This window comes from Arthrobacter sp. Y3221114, from assembly GCF_059092625.1.
Genome location: NZ_JBNHHW010000005.1, coordinates 26,337 through 48,573, shown reverse-complemented (window position 1 = coordinate 48,573; position 22,237 = coordinate 26,337). Strand labels below are relative to the sequence as shown.

The window sequence follows — 22,237 nt, the reverse complement described above, 5'->3', positions numbered from 1 at the left end:
GTCCTTCCTAGTGGGCCACGGCGGCGGCGCCGTGTTCGTCGATGAGGTGTCCGGTTTCGAACCGGTCCAGGGCAAACGGGGCGTTCAGCGGGTGCGGCTCGTCCGTGGCGATGGTGTGGGCGAAGGTGTAGCCGGCGCCGGGCGTTCCCTTGAAACCGCCGGTTCCCCAGCCGCAGTTCACGTAGAGCTGGTCGATCGGTGTCTTGGACACGATCGGCGAGGCGTCCATGGTGGTGTCAACGATGCCGCCCCAGGTCCGCAGCACGTGGGCGCGGGCGAAGATCGGGAAGAGCTCGACGGCGGCGGCCATCTGTTCCTCGATGACGTGGAAGGCGCCGCGCTGGCCGTAGCCGTTGTAGGTGTCGATGCCCGCGCCCATGACCAGTTCGCCCTTGTGTGCCTGGGAGACGTAGACGTGGACATGGTTGGACATGACCACCGTGGGGTGGACCGGCTCGTGCAGCTCGGAGACCAGCGCCTGCAGCGGGTGCGACTGGATGGGCAGCTCGAAGCCGGCCAGTTCGGCCAGCACCGAGCTGTGTCCTGCACCGGCCAGGCCGACCTTGCCCGCGTTGATCCGGCCGCGGCTGGTTTCGACGCCGACAACCCGGTCGCCGTCCTTGATGAATCCGGTGACCTCGCAGTTCTGGATGATGTCCACGCCCATCTCGTCGCACTTGCGGGCGAAGGCCCAGGCCACGTGGTCGTGCTTGGCGATGCCGGCGCGGGGCTGGTAGGTCGCCCCCATCACCGGGTAGCGGATGTCGTCCCCGGTGTTGATGATGGGGCACAGTTCCTTGATCTGGTCAGGGGTGATCCACTCGGCGTCGACGCCGTTGAGCTGGTTGGCGTTTACCCGGCGGATGCTCTCGCGCACGTCCTGCAGGGTGTGCGCCAGGTTCATCACGCCGCGCTGGGAGAAGAGGAAATCGTATTCGAGTTCCTCCGGCAGCTGCTCCCAGAGTTTGAGCGAGTGCTCGTAGATTCCCGCGCTCTCGTCCCAGAGGTAGTTCGAGCGGATGATCGTGGTGTTGCGGGCCATGTTTCCTCCGGCCAGCCAGCCGCGCTCCAGCACCGCGATGTTGGTCATGCCGTGGTTCTTGACCAGATAGTAGGCGGTGGCCAGGCCGTGGCCGCCGCCGCCGACGATCACGGCGTCGTAAGAGGATTTCGGCTCCAGATTCCGCCAGAGGAAGTCCGGGTGCTCGGGCAGCAGATCGGCCATTTATTCGGCTCCGTTCGGCTCGGCGTTCAGATTGGGGTAGAGCGGGAACTTCTCCGCCAGCAGGGCCACGCGGCCGCGCAGCTCGGTGAGCAGCTCCGCGTCTGGTGCACGGGTCAGTGCGGCGGCAATGATGTCTGCCACCTCGGTGAATTCGGCGGCGCCAAAGCCGCGGGTGGCCAAGGCAGGGGTTCCGATCCGCAGGCCGGAGGAGACCATCGGCGGGCGCGGATCGAACGGCACGGCGTTTCGGTTGACGGTGATGCCGATGGAGTGCAGCCGGTCCTCGGCCTGCTGGCCGTCCAGTTCCGAGTTGCGCAGGTCCACCAAGACCAGGTGCACGTCGGTACCGCCGCTGACCAGGCTGATGCCGGCGGCCGCAACGTCGTCGGCCAGCAGCCGCTGGGCCAGCGTTTGCGAGCCCTCGAGGGTGCGTTGCTGGCGGTCCGCGAACTCCTCGGAGGCGGCAAACTTGAAGGCCACCGCCTTGGCAGCCACCACGTGTTCCAGCGGGCCGCCCTGCTGGCCGGGGAACACCGCGGAATTGATCTTCTTGGCCAGCTCCTGCTTGGACAGGATCACGCCACCGCGCGGACCGCCCAGCGTCTTGTGCGTGGTGGTGGTGACGACGTCGGCGTACGGCACCGGGTTCGGGTGCAGCCCGGCGGCCACCAGGCCGGCGAAGTGCGCCATGTCCACCATCAGGTCGGCGCCGACCTTGTCCGCGATGCGGCGGAACTCCGCAAAGTCCAGCTGGCGGGTGTAGGCGGACCAGCCGGCCACGATCAGCTTGGGCTTGTGCTCGACGGCGAGGCGTTCCACCTCTGCCATGTCGATCCTGTGGTCGGACTCGGAGACCCCGTAGGGCACGACGTTGTAGAGCTTGCCGGAGAAGTTGATCTTCATGCCGTGGGTCAGGTGCCCGCCGTGCGCCAGGTTCAGGCCCAGGATGGTGTCGCCCGGGGACAGCAGTGCGAACATGGCCGCGGCATTGGCCTGCGCACCCGAGTGCGGCTGGACGTTGGCGGCTTCCGCGCCGAACAGTGCCTTGACCCGGTCGATGGCCAGCTGCTCGATCACGTCCACGTGTTCGCAGCCGCCGTAGTAGCGCCGGCCGGGGTAGCCCTCGGCGTACTTGTTCGTCAGCACCGAGCCCTGGGCCTCCATCACCGCGGTGGGGGCGAAATTCTCCGACGCGATCATTTCCAGCGTGGACTGCTGGCGCTCCAGCTCCCGGGCAATGGCGCCGGCGACCTCGGGATCCGCTGCGGACAATCCGGTTGTCAGGGTGTTCACCATCCGACTTCTCCTTTTAATAACCTGCTCAATCAAACTAATATTTGACTGATATATCAGAACTGATTGCAATAGTATGATGGGGATCACAAGACGTCAAGAGGGCCCTTCCAACAGCGCATTTCGAGCGGGCGGGATCCCGAAACAGGCCACGGACGAGTCAGGAGCATCATGAGCATCACCGCGGAACCCGATGCCGGAACCGAGCCGCTGTCGCTGGCCGAGCAGGCCTACCGTGCGGTGCGGGACAAGCTGATCATGTTGGATATCCGCCCCGGCGCCCCGATCAATGACGGACAGCTGGCGGCAGAACTGGGCTTCGGGCGCACCCCGGTGCGCGAGGCCCTGAAGAAGCTGGAGATCGACCACCTGGTCATCTCCTATCCGCGCCGCGGCACCTTCGCGACCATCGTGGACATCACCGAACTGGCCGCCGTCTCGGAGCTGCGCCGGGTGCTGGAACCGCTGGCCGCCCGGAAGGCCGCGGAGTCTGCCGGCGAGGCCATGCGAGGCGAGCTTTCGCAGCTGGCCCGGGACATCGGGAAGCTCGAAGACCGCCTCCCGGACAAGCACGACCTGATGCGTTACGACCTCAGCGTGCACCGGGCCATCTACCGCGCCGCCGGCAATCCCTACCTTGAGGACACGCTGATCCGGCTGGACAACCTGGCCACCCGGATCTGGTGCCTGGTGCTGGATAAGGTGCCGTCCGTTGCCGGCCACATCACCGAGCACGTGGAACTACTGGACTCAATTGTCGACGGCGATGCCGACCACGCTGCCCGCCTCGCCCTCGAGCACATCGCAGGCTTCGAACAGGCAATCCGCGCGGTACTGTAGCCCGCTCCGCCGGCCAGGCGCTATTGCCCGCCGGGAGACGGATTCTTGGCGAGGTGGACCGCCAGGTTGAGTCCCGGCATCTTGGCACTGCCACGAGGGTCCCCGCCGATGAGATCGAAAATCTTGCGCAGCCGCTTATGCAGCGTTTGGCGTTCCACAAAGAGGACCCGCGCCGTTTCGGCGGAATTGCATCCGCTCATGAGCCAGGCTTCGAGGGTGTCCAGCAGCCGCGTACCCCGCCTGCGGTCATAGTCCAGCAGCTCACCGAGCAGTTCCTGGGTGATGCGCCCGACAACCGGCCCGGAGAGCTCCCGGGCCGCCAGCCGCTCCAGGACAAAATCCTCGCAGTCACGGATGTTGCTTTCCAGGTCATCAGGGGGCCCCACCGCCTGGGTCAGCCTGGCCTCGACCAAGGACGAGTGGGCATCCAACGGCGTGGCCACCGTCGGCCCGACCGCGCCCGCCACCGCCAGGCCACGGAAGTCCGCGCGCAACCCCTCCAGGATCTCCCGTCGCTCCCGGCGCGTGCCGCTGATACTGAGCTGGACCAAGGCGCACAGGCTCTCGCCGTCCAGATAGGTCCGGGCGTCGGGACACCGCTTTGTGAGGATCCTTCCCGCCACTCCGCGTACGCTGCTCAGACCGATTTGACGGAACACCATGACAAAGGCCGGCTGCACGGTCGACAGGCCTGCCGCGGCGCACAATTCCTGGATCTGGGAGGCGCCTGCGCCGCCGACGACGGCCCGCATCAGGGCCGTGTGGGCAATTTGCTGCGCAGTCGGCCGGTGCTGCTGGGACACGGCGAGGGCCAGAATGCCGCCGATCCGCTCCCCCACCGTCTTCAGCAACTCCGGGGGGACATCCCGCCGGCTTTGAAGCCGCAGCCGGGCAGATAGCAGGCTGCCAACGAAGATGTCCGACTCCACGTCCACAGATGTGGAATCGGGAGGGAAGCCGCCGGCGAACTCCAGGACGGTGCCATTGGGGTCCAGCAGTGCCGCCTCGATCCGCAGCGCCTGCGAGACAATCCCGACCAACGGGCCCAGCGCCGGACCGGAAGAAGCCAGGTGCTCCGCCAGGCGCTGCGAGATGGAATCGGCGGTTTGCAGGGCCGTAACATGCTCAGAAACGACTTGCCGGTTGACCTCCTCCGCAATTTCCACGAACGGAACTACGCGCCGCAGTTCGATCAGCGGCAACCCGGCCTCCTCCGCCGCCTGCACGAGCTCGTCGGACAGCGAGCGGCCGGAGCCCGCGGTCTGGATGGCCAAGGCCGTCACATGCCGGGCCGCCAGGCTGCGGACATATTCGTGCTGCGCGGCCGGCCTGAGGTTCAACAGGGCGTCCCCACCACTGAGAAGCAACTCCTGGCCCCGCAGCAGCGGCGCTATCTCCAGCACTTCGCTCGAATGCACCCACCTGACTTTGCCGGCCGGGATCTGGCTTCTGCCGGCCCGAACCACCGGACTGGCCCGCTGCATCAGTTCAAGCTCCAGCACATCCGACAACATCACGACCATGGATTTTTTCCTTCAAACGCCCGAAAACGATGCCGAAGCGACAGTGTGTCACCTCTTGGGAACCTAAGTGGTTACGGTCTGAATATACGCTGTGAGCTGCATCACCCATAGTCTGGGTGGAGTCCTGCTCCCGCCTCGCGTTGCAATCGTCAGGAGACCCGCATGAGCCAGAGATCCGCCACTAAATCCGAACAGGCCACCCAGCACGTAGAAGACATTCTCCAGCCGGTTCCCGAATCGGCCCGCACCACCAAGCTTTCCGGCCAGTTCTGGATCTGGGCAGGCGCCAACGTCGCCCCGATTAACTGGATCCTGGGCGCCCTTGGCATTCACCTCGGATTGAGCCTTGCCGATACCCTAACCGTACTCATCGCCGGCAATGTCATCGGCATGCTTGGCTTTGGGTTCTTTGTAATCCTCGGGCAGCGCACAGGAGCCACCGGCATGTTGCTGGCCCGCGGAGCGTTCGGCCGCAGGGGCGCCTACCTGCCCGCAGCCATCCAGGCTGTGATCGCCATCGGCTGGTCCGCCGTCAACACGTGGGTCATTCTGGACCTGATCATGGCGCTGTTCGGAATGATCGGCTGGGTCGATCCCGCGGCCTCCAACTTGGGCTGGCGCATTGGCACGGCCGCCGTCATCATGTCGATCCAGGTGGCCATTTGCTACCGCGGCTACCGTGCCATTTCCCGCTTCGAGCGGATCACCATGCCGCCCACCGTCCTGGTCCTCATTGCCATGTCAATCGTGGCATGGACGCAGCTGGATATCGACTGGAGCTACCAGGGACCCGTGGGCGAGGTTCTCACCGGCATGCCGCGAATCGCTGCCATGTCCTCGATCATGACCGCCATCGGCATCGGCTGGGGCATCGGCTGGTTCACCTACGCTCCCGACTACTCCCGCTTCGTGAGCAAAAAGATCCGGCCCGCAAAGCTCTATGTGGTCAGCGTCCTCGGACAGTTCCTCCCGGTGGTCTGGCTCGGCGTCCTTGGCGCCAGCCTGGCGACAAAGAACGGCACGGCCGATCCTGGCCAGCTGATCGTGGAAAGCTACGGAGCATTCGCCATTCCGGTGATCCTGCTGGTCATCCACGGACCCATCGCAACCAACATCATCAACATGTACACGTTCGGCGTCGCCACGCAGGCCCTGGACATCCAAATCTCCCGCAAGAAGCTGTCCATCGTCGTCGGCGGCTTGGCAATGGCGGCGGTAATCGGTTTCATGTTCGCGACTGACTTTGCCCACATGCTGCACAACTGGATCATCGCGATCGCAGCGTGGGTCGCCACCTGGGGCGGGATCATGGCTGTTCATTACTTCGTCTTTGAACGCCACCATAAGAACTTCAGCTACCTCTTCCGCTCGCCGTCCGACACCCAGCTCAAAGCCTTCAACCCGGCGGCCTTCATCGCCTTTTTCGCCGGTATCTTCATGACCTGGATGTGCATGTACGGCTCGGTTCCGGTCCTGCAGGGACCCCTCGGAAGCGCCGTCGGGGGCATTGACTTCTCGTGGCTGGGCGGAAGCGTTACGTCTGCGACCGTGTACTTCCTGCTCGGGTATCCCCGGTTCCGTTCGCGGATCGCCGCCGGAATCCCACTCGGATTGAAGCAGGATAGCTCCGACCAGGAGTACCTGGATAACCACGGCGACTGCGAAACAGCATTAGTCGAAACAGATAACTCCGACGACACCGGCGCGCAGCTTGTACCGGATAACAGAATTCCCGCGCCCACGGCCTAGCCCTGCCGGGCCACACATCATCACGGCGCGGCGGCACGCATCCCAAGACCACCTGTCCCGTACCAGAAACACCACGAAGGAGATTCAATGACCATCACCCCCAGCACCACCAGCACCGTCGCAGACCTGGAGCGTCTGAAGGTTCTGCACATCGGCGAAAAGCAGCAGCTGACCTTCTCCGACGCCGAGTTCGAACGCCGGCTGACCGGCCTGCGCCAGATCATGGCCGCCAAGGAACTGGACGCCGTGATCCTGACCAGCTACCACGGCATCAAGTACTACTCGGACTTCCTCTACACCACCTTCGGCCGCAATTACGCCCTGGTCGTCACCGCCGACGACTCGGTCACCGTCACCGCGAACATCGACGCCGGCATGCCGTGGCGCACCAGCTACGGCGAGAACATCGTCTACACGGACTGGAAGCGCGACAACTTCTACTTCGCCCTGCAGGAAGCACTGCGCCAGCGCGGCGTCACCGCACGCCGCCTCGGCGTCGAAGACGACGCCCTGCCGCTGATGACCCGCCAGCGCATCCAGGCCGCGTTCGAGGGCGCCGAACTGCTCGACGTCTCGCAGGACGCAATGCGCCAGCGGATGATCAAGTCGGCCGAAGAGATCGAGGTCATCAAGCACGGCGCCCGCATCGGTGACCTCGGCGGCGAGGCTATCAAGGCCGCGATCCGCGAAGGCATCAGCGAATACGAAGTCGCGCTGATCGGCACCGAGGCCATGGTGCATGAAATCGCCCGCACCTTCCCGCACCGCGAGGTACGCGACACCTGGGTCTGGTTCCAGTCCGGCATCAACACCGACGGCGCCCACAACTGGGCCACCACCCGCAAACTGCAGCGCGGAGACATCCTGTCCCTGAACTGCTTCCCCATGACCTCCGGTTACTACACTGCACTGGAACGGACCATGTTCCTGGGCGAGCCGGACGAACGCTCGCTCGAACTGTGGAACATCAACGTCGAAGTCCACCGCCGCGGCCTGGAACTGATCAAACCCGGCGCCGTCTGCAAGGACATCGCCGCCGAGCTGAACGAAATCTACATCGGCCACGGACTGCTCCCGAACCGCACCTTCGGATACGGCCACTCCTTCGGTGTCCTCTCCCACTACTACGGACGCGAAGCAGGCCTGGAACTGCGCGAAGACATCGAGACCGTGCTGGAACCGGGCATGGTCGTCTCCATGGAACCCATGATCACCGTCGCCGACGGCGAACCCGGCGCCGGCGGCTACCGCGAACACGACATCCTCGTGATCGGCGAAAACGGCGCCGAGAACATCACCAAATTCGGCTTCGGCCCCGAACACAACATCATCGACGCCTGATGCCTCGAGGCTGCGTGCGGCAGGACCGTTGGGTCCCGCCGCACGCAGCCACGAGCACTTGCTGAACCAAACGCTTCCTCCTGATTCCAGCGCCGGCACACTCGATCATTCTTTAATGGACACCGACCGGCGGTTGAACCCAATAAACGCCCTCCCTAAACAGTCCGGTTGCGCCAAGGCGATCTGCGCCCCGATGCAGGGGCCACCCCAAGCACCAGTTGGCGCCAAGAATCTCCCCTTGACTGTGACTTCGTTCACTGTATGCTTTGCTGCAACTGTGTTGCCGCTACTGCAACATCATGTTGCGTCACCCTGCTCCTCACCCGATAGACACCATCGCAGCCGACCACGTATTGGTCGCCCACCGAAAGGGACGCTGGCATGTCCGTTCACGAGCAAGAACAACAACCCATTGGCACCACTCCTGCCGGGGCCGGGGATGACACCGCAGTCACTCCCGACCAAGCCGAGGAAAAGACCACGGCCGGGCACAAAGCAGTGCCGTCCACAGTAGAACTCCCGCGATTCCGTGGCCGACTAATCCCGCCGCTTGATCGGGCGATCATCAAAATCCTGCCGCCCGTCCTGATCATCGCCCTCATTGTCGCCGTCACCACGAATCCCAGCGGCGCCGCGGATGTGATCGGCCAACTGCGCACGTTCGTTACCTCGGGCTTCACCTGGCTCTTTGTCCTCTATTCGATCATTGCTGTGGTCGTTTGTGTTTGGCTGACGGTCAGCAGGGTGGGCAGGATCCGCCTGGGCGGCCCCAAGGCCAAGCCTGAACACAGCAAATTCGCGTGGTACTCCATGCTGTTCGCCTGCGGGCAGGGCATCGGTTTGATCTTCTGGTCCGTCGCCGAACCGATCATGCTCCGCGATGAAACCCCTGTTATTCCTGCCGCCGCCGGCGAGGGCGGGATGGTGTGGACGTACTTCCACTGGGGGCTGACCGCCTGGGCCATGTACTGCGTCGTAGCGGTTTGCCTGGCATACTCGCACCATAATCTGGGCAAGACCCTCACCTTCCGGGAAGCCACGGTGGATATTCTGCCCAAGCGCGCCCAGCGTGGCGCGGGGGTCGTCGTAGAGCTCCTGGCCATCATGGCCACGGTCCTCGGGCTGGCCACCTCCTTCGGATTCGCCGCCCTGCAGTTCACCTCCGGCCTCTCCTCGTTTACCGGCCTGCCGTCCGGGCCCGCACTCTGGATAGGCGTCATCATTGCCCTGGGCGGTCTGACGGCGGTGTCCGCCTTCCTGGGCGTCAACAAGGGCATGAAGCGCATCAGCGAAGCGAACTCAATCCTGAGCATCGTCCTCATGGCAGCCGTCTTTATCTTCGGGCCGGCGGCCTTCATTATCTCCAACATGTCGCAGACCTTCGGCTCGTTCTTCTACAACTTCATCCCGATGAGCTTCTGGACGGATGCGCCAACCTCAGCCGCCCCCCTGGAATCCTGGCAGGACAGCTGGAACGGGTGGTGGACCGTCTTCATCTGGTGCTGGGTCATCGCCTTCTCACCGTTCGTCGCCGGATTCATCGCACGGATTTCCCGCGGCCGGACCATCCGCGAGTTTGTCATCGGAGTAACCGTCGTCCCCTCCCTGATCGTCATGGTCTGGGTGGGAATCCTCGGCTCGACCGCCATCCACTACGACAACATCTCGGACCGCTCCATTTCATCTGATGTCGCCGCGGACACGTCCAGCGGCCTGTTCTCCATGCTCACCATGATTCCGGTTGTCGGCGGGCTGCTCCTCGTCGTCGCCACGATCCTCGTCGCCACTTACTACGTCACCAGCCTCGATTCCGGCGCCTACGCCCTGGCGGAGTTCGTGTCGGCGCCGAAAAAGTCCGGCCCCTGGTTCCGTGTGGTCCTCGTAGCGAGCATCGCCGCCGTCGCGCTGATCCTGCTGTCCATCGGCGGCACCTCGGTCGTGGACACAGTGCAAACCGGCACCATCATCGGCGGCTTCCCCTTCGCGTTCGTCATACTCCTCATGATCGCCAACCTCATCCGGCGGCTGAGGATACGGAACAAGGAAGTGAAACGCCTCGAGAAGGAAATCAACGACCCCAACCACCGCGTCGAAGACGACTTCGTTGACGCGGACGGACTGCCCACCCGGCAGATCGACTAGCCCCACCACCAATGGCTCGGCGGGGCCGCCGCCCCGCCGAGCCCGCACCCTTCAGGAGAAGCAGAATGGATCCAGACCTGCCCACGCCGGCACGCCCATCCAGTATCCACATGTCCGAAACCGACGCCCACACCTTTAATGAATGGCTGAACGCCGGCTCCGGCGGAGTCGTACTGGTCCCGGTCGGAGCCCTGGAGCAGCACGGGCCGCATCTGCCCTTGGGGACAGACGCCTTGTTATCGACCAGCATCGCCGCGGCTGTTGCGGAGGCTGCCGGAGCGCTGGTCGCACAGCCCATCACCTACGGCTACAAGTCCCAGCAAAAATCTGGCGGAGGCAATCATCTTGCCGGCACCACGAGCCTCGATGCTGCAACGATGATCGGCCTCACGAGAAGCCTGACGGTTTCGCTCTTCCGGCAGGGCGTGAGGAACATCGTCTTCGTCAACGGCCACTTCGAGAACTACCAGTTCCTCTACGAAGGCATAGACCTCGCGCTCGGCGATTTGGGCATCGGCCAGGGCGACGACCGCAGCGTGCTGCTGCTGTCCTATTGGGACTACGTTTCCCAGGAGACGTTGCAGACCGTCTATCCCAACGGCTTCCCCGGATGGGAGATCGAACACGGCGGAGTGTTGGAGACATCGCTCATGCTGCACTTGGAGCCCAGCTTGGTGAACCTGGAACGAAGCGTCGACCACCCACCCGCAGACCTGCCCAGGTTCGACCGCCTGCCCGTCGTTGCCTCGCGGACGCCTGCCACCGGATGCCTCTCCTCCCCCACTGGCTCTGACGCCGTCAAAGGCAAGATCCTGTTCGACCAAGTCGTAGACGCCCTTGCCATGGACATCGTTCAGGAACTTCAGCTCAAACGATGACCCGGTCACGACACGGCAACTCTTGACGTGGCGCACATCGCAAGACATACTCAACGCAACCGAGTTGCAGCGAATGCAACAGTTCCGCACCTTCTTTAGCTGGCATTTATCCCCTCCGGCATCGCCGAGGACGGGCCGGTACCTCCAGGCCACTTGGCCCACACACCCAGAAGGAGTCATCATGTCCCTCGAAGCATCGACCACGAATTCGGTTTCCGAGCTCGAACGCCTGAAGGTTCTGCACATCGGCGAAAAGCAGCAGCTGACCTTCTCCGACGCCGAGTTCGAACGCCGGCTGACCGGCCTGCGCCAGATCATGGCCGCCAAGGAACTGGACGCCGTGATCCTGACCAGCTACCACGGCATCAAGTACTACTCGGACTTCCTCTACACCACCTTCGGCCGCAATTACGCCCTGGTCGTCACCGCCGACGACTCGGTCACCGTCACCGCGAACATCGACGCCGGCATGCCGTGGCGCACCAGCTACGGCGAGAACATCGTCTACACGGACTGGAAGCGCGACAACTTCTACTTCGCCCTGCAGGAAGCACTGCGCCAGCGCGGCGTCACCGCACGCCGCCTCGGCGTCGAAGACGACGCCCTGCCGCTGATGACCCGCCAGCGCATCCAGGCCGCGTTCGAGGGCGCCGAACTGCTCGACGTCTCGCAGGACGCAATGCGCCAGCGGATGATCAAGTCGGCCGAAGAGATCGAGGTCATCAAGCACGGCGCCCGCATCGGTGACCTCGGCGGCGAGGCTATCAAGGCCGCGATCCGCGAAGGCATCAGCGAATACGAAGTCGCGCTGATCGGCACCGAGGCCATGGTGCATGAAATCGCCCGCACCTTCCCGCACCGCGAGGTACGCGACACCTGGGTCTGGTTCCAGTCCGGCATCAACACCGACGGCGCCCACAACTGGGCCACCACCCGCAAACTGCAGCGCGGAGACATCCTGTCCCTGAACTGCTTCCCCATGACCTCCGGTTACTACACTGCACTGGAACGGACCATGTTCCTGGGCGAGCCGGACGAACGCTCGCTCGAACTGTGGAACATCAACGTCGAAGTCCACCGCCGCGGCCTGGAACTGATCAAACCCGGCGCCGTCTGCAAGGACATCGCCGCCGAGCTGAACGAAATCTACATCGGCCACGGACTGCTCCCGAACCGCACCTTCGGATACGGCCACTCCTTCGGTGTCCTCTCCCACTACTACGGACGCGAAGCAGGCCTGGAACTGCGCGAAGACATCGAGACCGTGCTGGAACCGGGCATGGTCGTCTCCATGGAACCCATGATCACCGTCGCCGACGGCGAACCCGGCGCCGGCGGCTACCGCGAACACGACATCCTCGTGATCGGCGAAAACGGCGCCGAGAACATCACCAAATTCGGCTTCGGCCCCGAACACAACATCATCGACGCCTGACCCGTCTCGGGCTGGTGAAATGCTGTGCGGCGCAACTGGAACCGGTTGCGCCGTACTGCCTTTTAACTGGCAAGAATGGAACGCACTATGAATAAAACTGCAGATGCCACCAACAAGAAGGGCACTGCCGGTTCCTCCGATGCACGCGGGACCTCCGTCATCCTGAATGCGATCGAGGTGATGCGCTGCTTTAGTGTCGAAACGCCGCTGCTGGGCGTCACCGAAATTGCCTCTCGCGTGGGACTGCACAAGAGCACGGTTTCCCGCATCCTGGCCACACTGGAGCAGGAGGATCTTGTCGAGCGGGATCCGTCGACGCGCCGGTTCAAACTCGGCCTCGGCCTGATCGCCGTGACCGGCCCCCTGCTCGCCGATCTCGATGTGCGCCGGGCAGCGTATCCGGTGCTGCAGGAACTCACGGACCGCATCGGCGAGACCAGCGCGCTGATGGTCTGGAACGGCAGCGAGTCGGTCTGCGTCGAACAAATTGCGAGCCCACAGCAGGTCAAACACACGACCCCTCTGGGTACCAGGTACAACACAGCTCTCAGCTCGTCCGTCCAGGTCTTCCTGGCGCAAGTCAGCTCGGACACGGTCCGTAGCCTGATCGCCCAAGGGGACGTGATCCTCCCCGACAGCGGGGTCGGCGCCCTGGATGCCTACACCGTCCGGCTCCAAGAGGTCGCAGCCAATGGCCTGGCCACCAACTACGGCGAGACGTCACCGGAGGAAGTCGGCGTTGCTGCTCCTGTCTTCGATCACCGCGGAAACGTTGCCGGCTGCGTCATGCTTGCGGCTCCCCGATTCCGGATTTCCGAAGACGTGTTGGGCACAATATCCGAAGCCTGCCGCCAAGCTGCTCGCCAGGTTTCGGTCCGGATGGGGAGCCACCCCGCAGCAGCACTGCCTGCCGACGAGGAGACCTAACTTGCTGGAACGACGCGGCGAGTTCGCCTTCGCCTACAACCTCCACGAAGGCAGCGCCCCGGTGAAGATGCAGTGGCTGTTTCAGGATCAGTCCCGCCTGCCCGTGGCGGTTCAGACGTGGGAGTTGCCGCCGGGCGGGACCGAAGGCATGCATTCCCATCCCAGTGGCGTCCGCGCGCTCGAAGAACTCTACGTGGTGATGGAAGGAACGGCCCGGATGACCGTGGACGGCCGGGTCCACCATCTGCACCCGGGCGACGCCGTGCTCGCCCCGGTGGGGTCTGAGCACGATCTGGCGAACACCGGCGGCGGACCCCTGCGGGTGTTCGTGGTCTGGGGAGAGCCCGGCTCGGCCGACTACTCATCCTTCGGCTCACACCGTGCCGCCCGGGCCGCCCGCTCCCCCGAGGCAACGTCGGACTGACGGCGCTCCGGGTCATTCCCTCCGCGGCGGCCCCACGTCCGCGCAGGCAATGAGATTATGGTCCTATGGCCGATCCTGAAGAGTTCGACGACGAGGCGTCGCCGGAGAACCTGAACCGCGGCGTGCAGTCTGTGGACCGCGCCATCACCGTGCTCGAGATCCTGGCGCGCCGTGGCGCTGCCGGTGTCAGCGACATCGCCGAGGAAATGGGCGTCCACAAGTCCACCGCCTCGCGGCTGCTGGCATCGCTGGACCAGCGCGGCATGGTGCAGCAGAACAGCGAGCGCGGCAAATATCAGCTGGGCTTTGGGATCCTGCGGCTCGCGAACTCGATCCCGGGGAACCTGAGCCTGGTGCGCGAGGCCCGGCCGGTGCTGGAACGACTGGCAGAACAGTACAAGGAAACCGTGAACCTGGCAGTCCTGCGTTCCAATTTCGCCGTCAACGTGGACCAGGCCAGAGGTCCGTCCACCTTGGCGACCTACGACTGGATCGGCAGCCTGACGCCCCTGCACGCCACATCCAGCGGGAAAGTATTGTTGGCGGGGCTCACGTCCGAAGACCGGCTAAAGATCGTCAAGGAAACCCGGTTGCCGGCGCAGACCGCGAACACCATCACCTCCCGGCAGAAACTGGAAAAGGAGCTGCTCCAGGTCTCCGCCCAGGGCTACGCCGTCGTCGAGGAAGAATTCGAGATCGGCCTGAATTCCATTGCTGTTCCGGTCTGGGACCACCTGGGAACCGTTATCGGGTCGGTCAGCATCTCCGGCCCGGCCTTCCGGTTCAAGCCCGAGCAGATCGACGGGCTGGTCGAGGACATCAAGCAGGCCGGGCAGGACATCAGCGCCCGGATGGGCCACTCACGGGAAATCTGACCGCCCCGCCGTCGCCGGCCGCTGTCAGCTGACGACGGCTTCCGCGGGTTCCACCGACAAGCGGTCCGTGACCCACGCGTGGAAGGCGCTGATGTGGTGCTCGCTGGGCACCAGCACGCCGCCGTTTGCGTAGATCTTTGACCCCATCGCCGGCTGGCAGCGTTCGCACGCATCGAAGTCCTGCTGGTTCACCCGGTGAAAGAGTTCCACAGAGGCCGTGAGGTCCTTTCCGGCTTCCACCACGCTGGGCATGTACAGCCAGTCGCATTCCACCACGGTCCGGTCCACGGCCAGCGGGAACATCCGGTGGATGATCACATGGTCCGGCACTAGGTTGACGAAGACCGTGGGTTTGATCGTGACGGCGTAATACCGCCGGTCCTGGTCGTCGGCGATGCCCGGAATCCGTTCCAGGCCTTCCGACCCGTCCACCGTGAAGCCCTTGACGTCCTCGCCGAATTCGGCGCCGTGGCCCACGAAGTACTGTGCGGCCAGTCCGTCGGCGAACTCCGGCAGCACCTCCGTCAACTCCGGATGGATGGTTGCGCAGTGATAGCACTCCATGAAGTTCTCAATGATGAGCTTCCAGTTGGCCTTCACGTCGTAGGTGATCCGCCGGCCCAGGCTGAGGTTGGCGATGTCGTAGCCGTCGATTGCGCCGGCGTCGCCCAACCGCTCTTCGATCGCCCCGACCACATCCTGGTCGAACGACGGCGGTTCATCCGCGAGGCACAACCACACGTAGCCCAGGTATTCGCGAACCGGGACGTCCACCAACCCGTACTTCTGCCGGTCGATGTCCGGCATCTTGGTCAAGTTGGGCGCAGCGATGAGCTTGCCGTCGAAGTCGTACGTCCAGGCATGGTACGGGCACTGGAAAGAACGTCCCGCCTCCCCCTTTTCGTCCACGCAGAGTTTGACGCCGCGGTGTCGGCAGATGTTGTAATACGCCCGAACCGCACCCTTGCGGTTGCGGGTGACAATGACCGATTCGCGGCCGATCTGCACGGTTTGGTAGGCGCCGGGCTTGCCCAGATCGGCCGACCGGACCGCGCAGAACCACATCTCTTCGAAGATGTGTTCCTGCTCAGCACGGAAGACGTCGTCGTCGACGTAAGTCCGGCCGGGCAAGGTGGCGATCAAGCTATCCGAAACCATCTCGGCGGTCATGCGAACTCCTTTGGGCAGAACTGGCAGGGAGGGAATTGGTGATGCGGATCAGGAGGCGGTGGCGAACTCGCCCGACCGTGCGTCCACGGAGCGCTCGGCTTCCCGGTTGAGGAACTTGCGCCACCTGGTGAACTGGCGGATCTGGTTGACGCCCAGCACGGCGACGGGGTCGGTTCCGGCGTAGTAGACGGCCAGGAAACTGTTGTCTTCGACGCAGCCGTGCTCAATCTCCACCCGGTCGTGTCCGTGCACATGGCCGGCAAACTGAATTCGCGAGCCGTATTGGTCGGACCAGAAATAGGGCGGATTCACCGGCGCCGCTGCCGCTGCGTCATTCAACAGCGCTGCCACCGCCACGGCAGGTTGCTCAAGGGCTCCGGTCCAGTGCTCAACACGTTCGTGCGCCCCTGCCCGCGGGTTCCACCAGGCCGCGCAGTCGCCGACGGCCACCACCGAGGGGAGATTGGTACGGCCCATCGAGTCGCAGAGCACGCCGTTGCCCAAGCGGATTCCGGAGCCGAGCAGCCAGTCGGTGTTCGGCTGCCCACCAACGCCCACCAACACGATGTCCGAGGGAAGCTCCCGTCCGTCGTCGAGCACCACGTGGCTGACGTTTCCGCCGCTGGTCCGGAAGGACCGGATGGATTTGCCGCACAGCATCTCCACCCCGCCGGCCGAATGCAGTCCGGCGACGGCCGCCCCCATCCCTGCGCCCAGGGCTCCGGACAACGGTGCAGCGGACCGCTCCACGACGGTTACGTCGAGGCCCGCGGCACGGGCCGTCGAAGCTGTTTCGGCGCCGATGAAACCCGCCCCGATCACCACCATTTTCCGACCGGGCAGCAGGTGCCCGCGCAGCGCCCGGGCGTCGTCCAGCGTGCGGAGGGTGAACACGTTCGCACAGCCATCGACTTCGGGCAGCACCCTGGCGGAGGATCCGGTGGCCACGACAAATCCGTCCGCGGAGAGAGTCCGTCCGTCGCTGAGGGATACGGTCATCGACTCAGGGTCGAGGCCTACGGCCTTCACACCGAGGATCCATTCGGCGTCCAACTCGTCGTCCCCGGCGACCAGCGCCAAGTCCGCCTCCGAAATCCGGCCGGCCAGGAAGTCCTTGGACAGCGGCGGGCGGTCATAGGGCGGATGGATTTCCTCCCCAACGACGATCAGGCGGCCGGCAAAACCTTGGGCGCGTGCTGCCCGGGCGGCAGAGAGCCCTGACAGCGAAGCTCCAATGATGACGAGGGTCTGCATGGGTAGGGCCTCTCACGGCAGGAGGATCGACGGCGGTTTCAACAAGCAGCACAGTGCGCAACTCGGTGCGCTATGTGAAACAGAGTGAAGAAAGATTCCCCGCGTGTCAAGGGTTCACGACGTCAAGTGGATGAAGATTTTCCCACGACCCTTGACAACAGATCGTGACCCGGCACACTGTTGCCTATCGTGGACAACGTTGTTCATGACGGAACTTGCCACGCTGTGGCGTTGCGAAAGAAGCCGCTCCATGCACAAAGCCTGCCCGTTGAGCCAACTAGCACCCGGCGACGCCATCCGGCTGGATACCTCGCCTCCCATCGCGGTCTTCCACACGGAAGAGGGCGAACTCTTTGCCATCGACGACACCTGCACCCACCAGGACGCCTCGCTTGCGGACGGCTGGGTGGAGGGCTGCGAAGTCGAGTGCCCGCTGCACGCGTCGAAGTTTGATCTGCGCACCGGCGTAGTGGACGCGCCGCCGGCCAAACTCCCGGTCCGCGTCCACGGCGTCTCCGTCGTGGACGGCATCATCATGGTCCAGGAATCAGAAGAGGTCCCGAATCTCCCGCCCGGCCTGCGGGTCGACGGGCACGTGTAGCCGGGCCTTCGTCATCCAACAAAGGAACTTACATGTCAGTGAACAAAGATCTTGCAGTTGATGATGGGCCACCCGACAACGAGGTCCGGCAGGTGCTTGGCCCGGAGCCCTCGGGCGGACCGCTTGCCGCGCCGCCGGGGCGAGAGGACACCGAGGACGACGCCCGGATCCTGGCCGAGCTTCGTGCGAGCGAGAACGAGCAGGCGGTCGCGGGCAGGCACCGGACGAGCGGTGGCTTGGACAAGACGGTTTTCGCCGTGGCAGGCGTCCTCGCCGTCGCGTTCGTAGCCTGGGGCTTCCTGGCCACCGAGCACCTCGGCACCACCTCGGTCACCGTCCTGAACTGGGTGATGGAGAATACCGGTTGGCTGTTCATTCTGCTGGCCTCGCTCTTCGTGGTTTTTGTGCTGTGGCTGGCGATCGGCCGGTTCGGCAACATCCCGCTGTCCAAGGACGGCGAAAAGCCGGAGTTCCGCACCATCTCCTGGATCTCCATGATGTTCGCCGCCGGCATGGGCATCGGCCTGATGTTCTACGGCGTGGCGGAGCCGATGTACCACTACATCGCCCCGCCTCCCGGAACCGTCGACGGGCAGACGCCAGAGGCCATCCAGACGGCGATGGCCACCTCGCTGTTCCACTGGACACTGCATCCGTGGGCGATGTACGCCGTCGTCGGCATTGCCATGGCCTACGGCACCTACCGGCTGGGCCGCAAACAGCTGATCTCGGCAATCTTCACCTCCTTGTTCGGCAGCAAGACGGTGGAGGGACCGGCCGGAAAGTTCATCAACATCCTGGCCATCTTCGCCACCCTCTTCGGCACCGCCGCGTCGCTCGGCCTCGGCGCCCTGCAAATCGGCAGCGGCCTGGCCTTCAACGGCTGGGTTGGCGAGCTGGCAACGGGCGTGCTCGTGGTCATCATCGCCGTGCTCACGGCATGCTTCATCGCCTCGGCCGTCTCCGGAATCCGCCGCGGCATCCAGTGGCTGGCCAACATCAACATGGTGCTGGCCGTAATCCTGGCGCTGATCGTGTTCATTGCCGGGCCCACGCTGTTCATCCTGAACCTGGTGCCGGCCGCCGTCGGGGATTACGCCCGCGACCTGGCCGAGATGGCCTCCCGCACCGAAGCGGTGGGCGACGAGGCGCTGCGCAGCTGGATGTCCGGCTGGACGGTGTTCTACTGGGCCTGGTGGGTGTCCTGGACACCGTTCGTCGGCATGTTCATTGCCCGGATCAGCCGCGGCCGCACCATCCGCCAGTTCGTCACCGGCGTGCTGCTGGTGCCAAGCATTGTGAGCGTCGCCTGGTTCGCGATCTTCGGCGGCGCCAGCTTCGGCGTGCAGGCCGCAGCGGATGCCACACCGGATACCGGCGACGGGCTGGTGGACATGGTGGACGGCGAACCGACCATCTCCTTCGACGGCGCCCTCTTCGATCTGCTGCAAAACCTGCCGTTGCCGAACATCCTGGCCGGCGCGGTGGCGATCCTGGCGATGGTGCTGGTGGGAATTTTCTTCGTCACGGGCGCCGATTCGGCCTCGCTGGTGATGGCTTCCCTCAGTTCCAACGGGGCCGAAGAGCCCTCCCGCGGCGTCGTGATCTTCTGGGGTGCGCTGACCGGCGGGGTGGCTGCGGTGATGTTGCTCGCCGGCGGAGACCAGCCGGCCGAAGCCTTGAACGGACTCAAGAACATCACCATCGTGGTGGCGTTGCCGTTCGTCCTGGTGATGCTGTTGATGTGCATTGCGCTGGCCAAGGACTTGCGCCGTGATCCCTTGGCGCTGCGCCGACGGCTGGCCGACTCTGTGGTGGAGCGCGCCATCCGTTCCGGGGTGGGCCAGCACGGCGGCAGCAGGTTCGATCTGGTCACCAAGCATGAATGCGACGACACGTGTCCCGAAGGGAAGTGCCCGGCAGCTTCTCCGCCCGCCTAGGCCGCCCTGCGGCGGGCGGACCGGTGCAACCGGGGCGCCCGCCGCACCGCACAAACGCCTGACCCTTCATCCCTTGCCCCGCCCTGCTACCTCAAGGAGCATTACCGCATGAGCACTACCCCGCGCATCGTCATCATCGGAGCAGGGATCGTCGGCGCCAATCTGGCGGATGAACTGGCCACCCACGGCTGGACGAACGTGACCGTCCTGGAGCAGGGCCCGCTGCATCTGGCCGGCGGGTCGAGTTCGCACGCCCCCGGCCTGGTGTTCCAGACCAATCCGTCCAAGACCATGACCGAATTCGCCGGCTACACCGTGGGCAAAATGCGCTCGCTCACGGCCGACGGCGTCTCCTGCTTCAACCAGGTGGGCGGGCTGGAGGTGGCCACCACGCCCGCGCGGTTCGATGACCTTAAGCGCAAGGCCGGCTTCGCCGCGTCCTGGGGCGTCGAGGCCCGGCTGATCGATCCGGATGAGTGCGAGAAGCACCATCCGCTGCTGCCGGCCGGGAGCGTGCTGGGCGGCCTGCACATCCCCTCCGACGGGTTGGCCCTCGCGGCCCGCGCCGTCCGGCTGTTGATCGCCCGCGCCTCCGCCGCCGGCGTCGAGTTCCGCGGTTCCACCACCGTGACAGGCATTGAGCACGACGGCGGACGGGTCACCGCGGTGGCGACCGACGCCGGGAGGGTGCCCGCCGACATCGTGGTCTGCTGTGCCGGGTTCTGGGGGCCGACGATCGGCGCCATGGCCGGCATGACGGTGCCGCTGCTCCCGCTGGCTCACCAGTATGTCAAGACCTCGGCGTTGCCCGCGCTGGCCGGTCGGAACGAGCTGCCCAACGGCGCCCGGCTGCCGATCCTGCGCCATCAGGACGCGGACCTGTACTTCCGCGAGCACGGCGACCGGCTGGGCATCGGTTCCTACGCGCACCGGCCCATGCCGGTGAACCTGGACGAACTCTCCGCCGTCCCGCCGGCGGACGTGTCCGAAGACCGCATGCCGTCGCGGCTGGATTTCACGCCGGAGGACTTCGAACCGTCCTGGCGGGAGAGCCAGCGGCTGCTGCCGGCACTCCACGGCGCGCAGATCGCCGACGGCTTCAACGGCGTCTTTTCCTTCACCCCCGACGGCGGTCCGCTGATCGGCGAGTCCCCGGACGTCGCCGGCTTCTACCTGGCCGAAGCCGTCTGGGTCACCCATTCGGCGGGCGTGGCCAAGGCAGTGGCAGAGCTGCTGGTGGACGGACGGTCGCGGACGGACCTGCATGAATGCGATGTGCGCCGGTTCGAAGATGTGCAGCTGGCGCCGGAGTACATCAGCCAGACGTCGCAGCAGAACTTCGTGGAGATCTATGACGTGCTGCATCCGCTGCAGCCGCGCGAATCCCCGCGGAACCTGCGCACCAGCCCGTTCTTCGGCCGCCAGCAGGAGCTCGGCGCGGTCTTCCTGGAATCCGGCGGCTGGGAGCGGCCGCACTGGTACGAGGCCAACGCGGCGCTGCTGGCGGCGCTGCCGCAGGACTGGCGGGAACCGGAGCGCGACGCCTGGGCGGCCCGCTACCACTCCCCCATCGCCGCGGCCGAAGCCTGGAAGACGCGCACCGCCGTCGCCATGTATGACATGACCCCGCTCAAGCGGGTGGAGGTGTCCGGGCCGGGCGCCCTGACCTTGCTGCAGCGGCTGGGCACCGGGCAGCTCAACAAGAAACCCGGGGCGGTGACCTACTGCCTGTTGCTGGATTCCGGCGGCGGCATCCGCAGCGACATCACGGTGGCCCGGCTGGCGCCGGAGCGGTTCCAGGCAGGCATCAACAACAACGCCGACTACGAGTACCTGCGCGGCGAGGCAGCGGCACAGTCGCACACCGACCCGGCCCAGTGGGTGCGGGTCGAGGACATCACCGCCGGCACCTGCTGCATCGGGCTCTGGGGGCCGTTGGCCCGCGACGTGATGGCCAAGGTCAGCAGCGACGACTTCAGCAACGACTCGCTCAAGTACTTCCGCACGGCCCAGGTGCGCATTGCCGGCCTGACCGTCACCGCGATGCGGCTCTCCTATGTAGGCGAGCTGGGCTGGGAACTGTACACCACGGCCGACCAAGGGCTCAGGCTCTGGGACGCGCTGTTCGAGGCCGGGCAGGAGCACGGGATCATCGCCGCCGGCCGGGCCGCGTTCAACAGCCTGCGGCTGGAAAAGGGGTACCGGCTCTGGGGCACCGACATGACCACCGAGCACACGCCGGAGGAGGCGGGCCTCGGGTTCGCGGTCAAGTCGGACAAGGGCGGATTCGTCGGCGATGCCGCGCTGGCCGCCGCGGGCGCTCCGGCCCGCCGGCTGCGCTGCCTGACCATCGACGACGGCCGGTCGGTAGTGCTGGGCAAGGAGCCGGTGTACGTGGACGACGTCCCGTCCGGTTACGTCACCAGCGCGGCCTTCGGCTACACGGTGGGCCGGCCGATCGCGTACGCCTGGCTTCCCGCCCAAACCGCGGAGGGAGACGGCGTCGAGATCGAGTACTTCGGCCGCCGCATTCCGGCCACCGTCGCCGCCGAACCGCTGGTCGATCCCGGCATGGAACGCCTGCGCGGCTGACTGTCTGCGCTGACGGGGAGCCTGGCCG

General features: G+C 65.1%; 17 protein-coding genes. 12 read left to right on the top strand and 5 right to left on the bottom strand.

Translation table 11 applies throughout. From position 1 onward, the window contains the following. Positions 1-7 precede the first annotated feature (7 nt). Positions 8-1,225, bottom strand: coding sequence for a sarcosine oxidase subunit beta family protein (locus AC5RV3_RS12365; RefSeq protein ID WP_494122381.1), 1,218 nt, complete (start codon positions 1,223-1,225; stop codon positions 8-10). Then, complete coding sequence (glyA, locus tag AC5RV3_RS12360) at positions 1,226-2,518, bottom strand: serine hydroxymethyltransferase (protein WP_494122380.1); 1,293 nt, start codon at positions 2,516-2,518, stop codon at positions 1,226-1,228. It abuts the gene before it with no gap. Positions 2,519-2,689: 171 nt separating this feature from the next. Here glyA and AC5RV3_RS12355 point away from each other — a divergent pair, with 171 nt between their 5' ends. Then, entirely contained in the window at positions 2,690-3,358 is a 669-nt protein-coding gene (locus tag AC5RV3_RS12355; protein ID WP_494122379.1) for a GntR family transcriptional regulator, read from the top strand. A gap of 20 nt (positions 3,359-3,378) precedes the next feature. On the opposite strand, the gene AC5RV3_RS12350 is transcribed toward AC5RV3_RS12355, so the two are convergent. Further along, positions 3,379-4,881: a PucR family transcriptional regulator gene (locus AC5RV3_RS12350; protein WP_494122378.1), complete on the bottom strand. Its 1,503-nt coding sequence runs from the start codon at positions 4,879-4,881 to the stop codon at positions 3,379-3,381. A gap of 162 nt (positions 4,882-5,043) precedes the next feature. Between AC5RV3_RS12350 and AC5RV3_RS12345 the strand changes: the two genes are divergently transcribed. The 8 genes from AC5RV3_RS12345 to AC5RV3_RS12310 all read left to right on the top strand — a co-directional run bounded on the left by AC5RV3_RS12345 (position 5,044) and on the right by AC5RV3_RS12310 (position 14,652). Next, on the top strand, positions 5,044-6,630 hold the full coding sequence (locus AC5RV3_RS12345) for a purine-cytosine permease family protein (RefSeq protein ID WP_494122377.1): 1,587 nt from the start codon (positions 5,044-5,046) through the stop codon (positions 6,628-6,630). Between the two features lie 87 nt (positions 6,631-6,717). After that, complete coding sequence (locus AC5RV3_RS12340) at positions 6,718-7,971, top strand: M24 family metallopeptidase (RefSeq protein ID WP_494122376.1); 1,254 nt, start codon at positions 6,718-6,720, stop codon at positions 7,969-7,971. A gap of 381 nt (positions 7,972-8,352) precedes the next feature. Then, positions 8,353-10,113 carry a BCCT family transporter gene (locus AC5RV3_RS12335; RefSeq protein ID WP_494122375.1) on the top strand — a complete coding sequence of 587 codons (1,761 nt, stop codon included), beginning with the start codon at positions 8,353-8,355 and terminating at the stop codon, positions 10,111-10,113. A gap of 110 nt (positions 10,114-10,223) precedes the next feature. Continuing rightward, on the top strand, positions 10,224-10,991 hold the full coding sequence (locus tag AC5RV3_RS12330) for a creatininase (RefSeq protein WP_494113861.1): 768 nt from the start codon (positions 10,224-10,226) through the stop codon (positions 10,989-10,991). 181 nt (positions 10,992-11,172) lie between these two features. Continuing rightward, positions 11,173-12,426, top strand: a complete 1,254-nt coding sequence (locus tag AC5RV3_RS12325; protein WP_494122374.1) for a M24 family metallopeptidase — start codon at positions 11,173-11,175, stop codon at positions 12,424-12,426. 87 nt (positions 12,427-12,513) lie between these two features. After that, positions 12,514-13,353: an IclR family transcriptional regulator gene (locus AC5RV3_RS12320; RefSeq protein WP_494122373.1), complete on the top strand. Its 840-nt coding sequence runs from the start codon at positions 12,514-12,516 to the stop codon at positions 13,351-13,353. 1 nt (position 13,354) lies between these two features. Then, the gene (locus AC5RV3_RS12315) at positions 13,355-13,777 is read left to right on the top strand and encodes a cupin domain-containing protein (protein ID WP_494122372.1); all 423 of its coding nucleotides are present in this window, start codon (positions 13,355-13,357) and stop codon (positions 13,775-13,777) included. 65 nt (positions 13,778-13,842) lie between these two features. Continuing rightward, a complete protein-coding gene (locus AC5RV3_RS12310) occupies positions 13,843-14,652 on the top strand; it encodes an IclR family transcriptional regulator (protein WP_494122371.1) in 810 nt (269 codons plus the stop codon). A gap of 24 nt (positions 14,653-14,676) precedes the next feature. Here the strand turns inward: AC5RV3_RS12310 and AC5RV3_RS12305 are convergent, their stop codons facing one another. Together AC5RV3_RS12305 and AC5RV3_RS12300 are read right to left on the bottom strand one after the other, a co-directional pair. Further along, positions 14,677-15,822 (bottom strand): aromatic ring-hydroxylating oxygenase subunit alpha, encoded by a 1,146-nt coding sequence (locus tag AC5RV3_RS12305; RefSeq protein ID WP_494122370.1) that lies wholly within the window; start codon positions 15,820-15,822, stop codon positions 14,677-14,679. Between the two features lie 48 nt (positions 15,823-15,870). Next, on the bottom strand, positions 15,871-17,076 hold the full coding sequence (locus tag AC5RV3_RS12300; protein WP_494122369.1) for an NAD(P)/FAD-dependent oxidoreductase: 1,206 nt from the start codon (positions 17,074-17,076) through the stop codon (positions 15,871-15,873). 250 nt (positions 17,077-17,326) lie between these two features. On the opposite strand from AC5RV3_RS12300, the gene AC5RV3_RS12295 reads away from it, so the two are divergent. From AC5RV3_RS12295 to AC5RV3_RS12285, 3 genes are all read left to right on the top strand, one after another. Continuing rightward, positions 17,327-17,677, top strand: coding sequence for a bifunctional 3-phenylpropionate/cinnamic acid dioxygenase ferredoxin subunit (locus AC5RV3_RS12295; protein ID WP_494112929.1), 351 nt, complete (start codon positions 17,327-17,329; stop codon positions 17,675-17,677). Between the two features lie 32 nt (positions 17,678-17,709). After that, the gene (locus AC5RV3_RS12290; protein ID WP_494122368.1) at positions 17,710-19,617 is read left to right on the top strand and encodes a BCCT family transporter; all 1,908 of its coding nucleotides are present in this window, start codon (positions 17,710-17,712) and stop codon (positions 19,615-19,617) included. 108 nt (positions 19,618-19,725) lie between these two features. Then, on the top strand, positions 19,726-22,209 hold the full coding sequence (locus tag AC5RV3_RS12285) for a GcvT family protein (RefSeq protein WP_494122367.1): 2,484 nt from the start codon (positions 19,726-19,728) through the stop codon (positions 22,207-22,209). Positions 22,210-22,237 lie beyond the last annotated feature (28 nt).

Excerpts from the sequence above, each read along its gene's own strand:
- AC5RV3_RS12300 (WP_494122369.1), bottom strand. The coding sequence starts at position 17,076 with ATGCAGACCCTCGTCATCATTGGAGCTTCGCTGTCAGGGCTCTCTGCC.
- AC5RV3_RS12335 (WP_494122375.1), top strand. The coding sequence starts at position 8,353 with ATGTCCGTTCACGAGCAAGAACAACAACCCATTGGCACCACTCCTGCC.
- AC5RV3_RS12325 (WP_494122374.1), top strand. The coding sequence starts at position 11,173 with ATGTCCCTCGAAGCATCGACCACGAATTCGGTTTCCGAGCTCGAACGC.
- AC5RV3_RS12305 (WP_494122370.1), bottom strand. The coding sequence starts at position 15,822 with ATGACCGCCGAGATGGTTTCGGATAGCTTGATCGCCACCTTGCCCGGC.
- AC5RV3_RS12295 (WP_494112929.1), top strand. The coding sequence starts at position 17,327 with ATGCACAAAGCCTGCCCGTTGAGCCAACTAGCACCCGGCGACGCCATC.
- AC5RV3_RS12330 (WP_494113861.1), top strand. The coding sequence starts at position 10,224 with ATGTCCGAAACCGACGCCCACACCTTTAATGAATGGCTGAACGCCGGC.
- AC5RV3_RS12340 (WP_494122376.1), top strand. The coding sequence starts at position 6,718 with ATGACCATCACCCCCAGCACCACCAGCACCGTCGCAGACCTGGAGCGT.
- AC5RV3_RS12365 (WP_494122381.1), bottom strand. The coding sequence starts at position 1,225 with ATGGCCGATCTGCTGCCCGAGCACCCGGACTTCCTCTGGCGGAATCTG.
- AC5RV3_RS12310 (WP_494122371.1), top strand. The coding sequence starts at position 13,843 with ATGGCCGATCCTGAAGAGTTCGACGACGAGGCGTCGCCGGAGAACCTG.
- AC5RV3_RS12320 (WP_494122373.1), top strand. The coding sequence starts at position 12,514 with ATGAATAAAACTGCAGATGCCACCAACAAGAAGGGCACTGCCGGTTCC.
- AC5RV3_RS12285 (WP_494122367.1), top strand. The coding sequence starts at position 19,726 with ATGAGCACTACCCCGCGCATCGTCATCATCGGAGCAGGGATCGTCGGC.
- AC5RV3_RS12345 (WP_494122377.1), top strand. The coding sequence starts at position 5,044 with ATGAGCCAGAGATCCGCCACTAAATCCGAACAGGCCACCCAGCACGTA.
- AC5RV3_RS12350 (WP_494122378.1), bottom strand. The coding sequence starts at position 4,881 with ATGGTCGTGATGTTGTCGGATGTGCTGGAGCTTGAACTGATGCAGCGG.
- AC5RV3_RS12290 (WP_494122368.1), top strand. The coding sequence starts at position 17,710 with ATGTCAGTGAACAAAGATCTTGCAGTTGATGATGGGCCACCCGACAAC.
- AC5RV3_RS12355 (WP_494122379.1), top strand. The coding sequence starts at position 2,690 with ATGAGCATCACCGCGGAACCCGATGCCGGAACCGAGCCGCTGTCGCTG.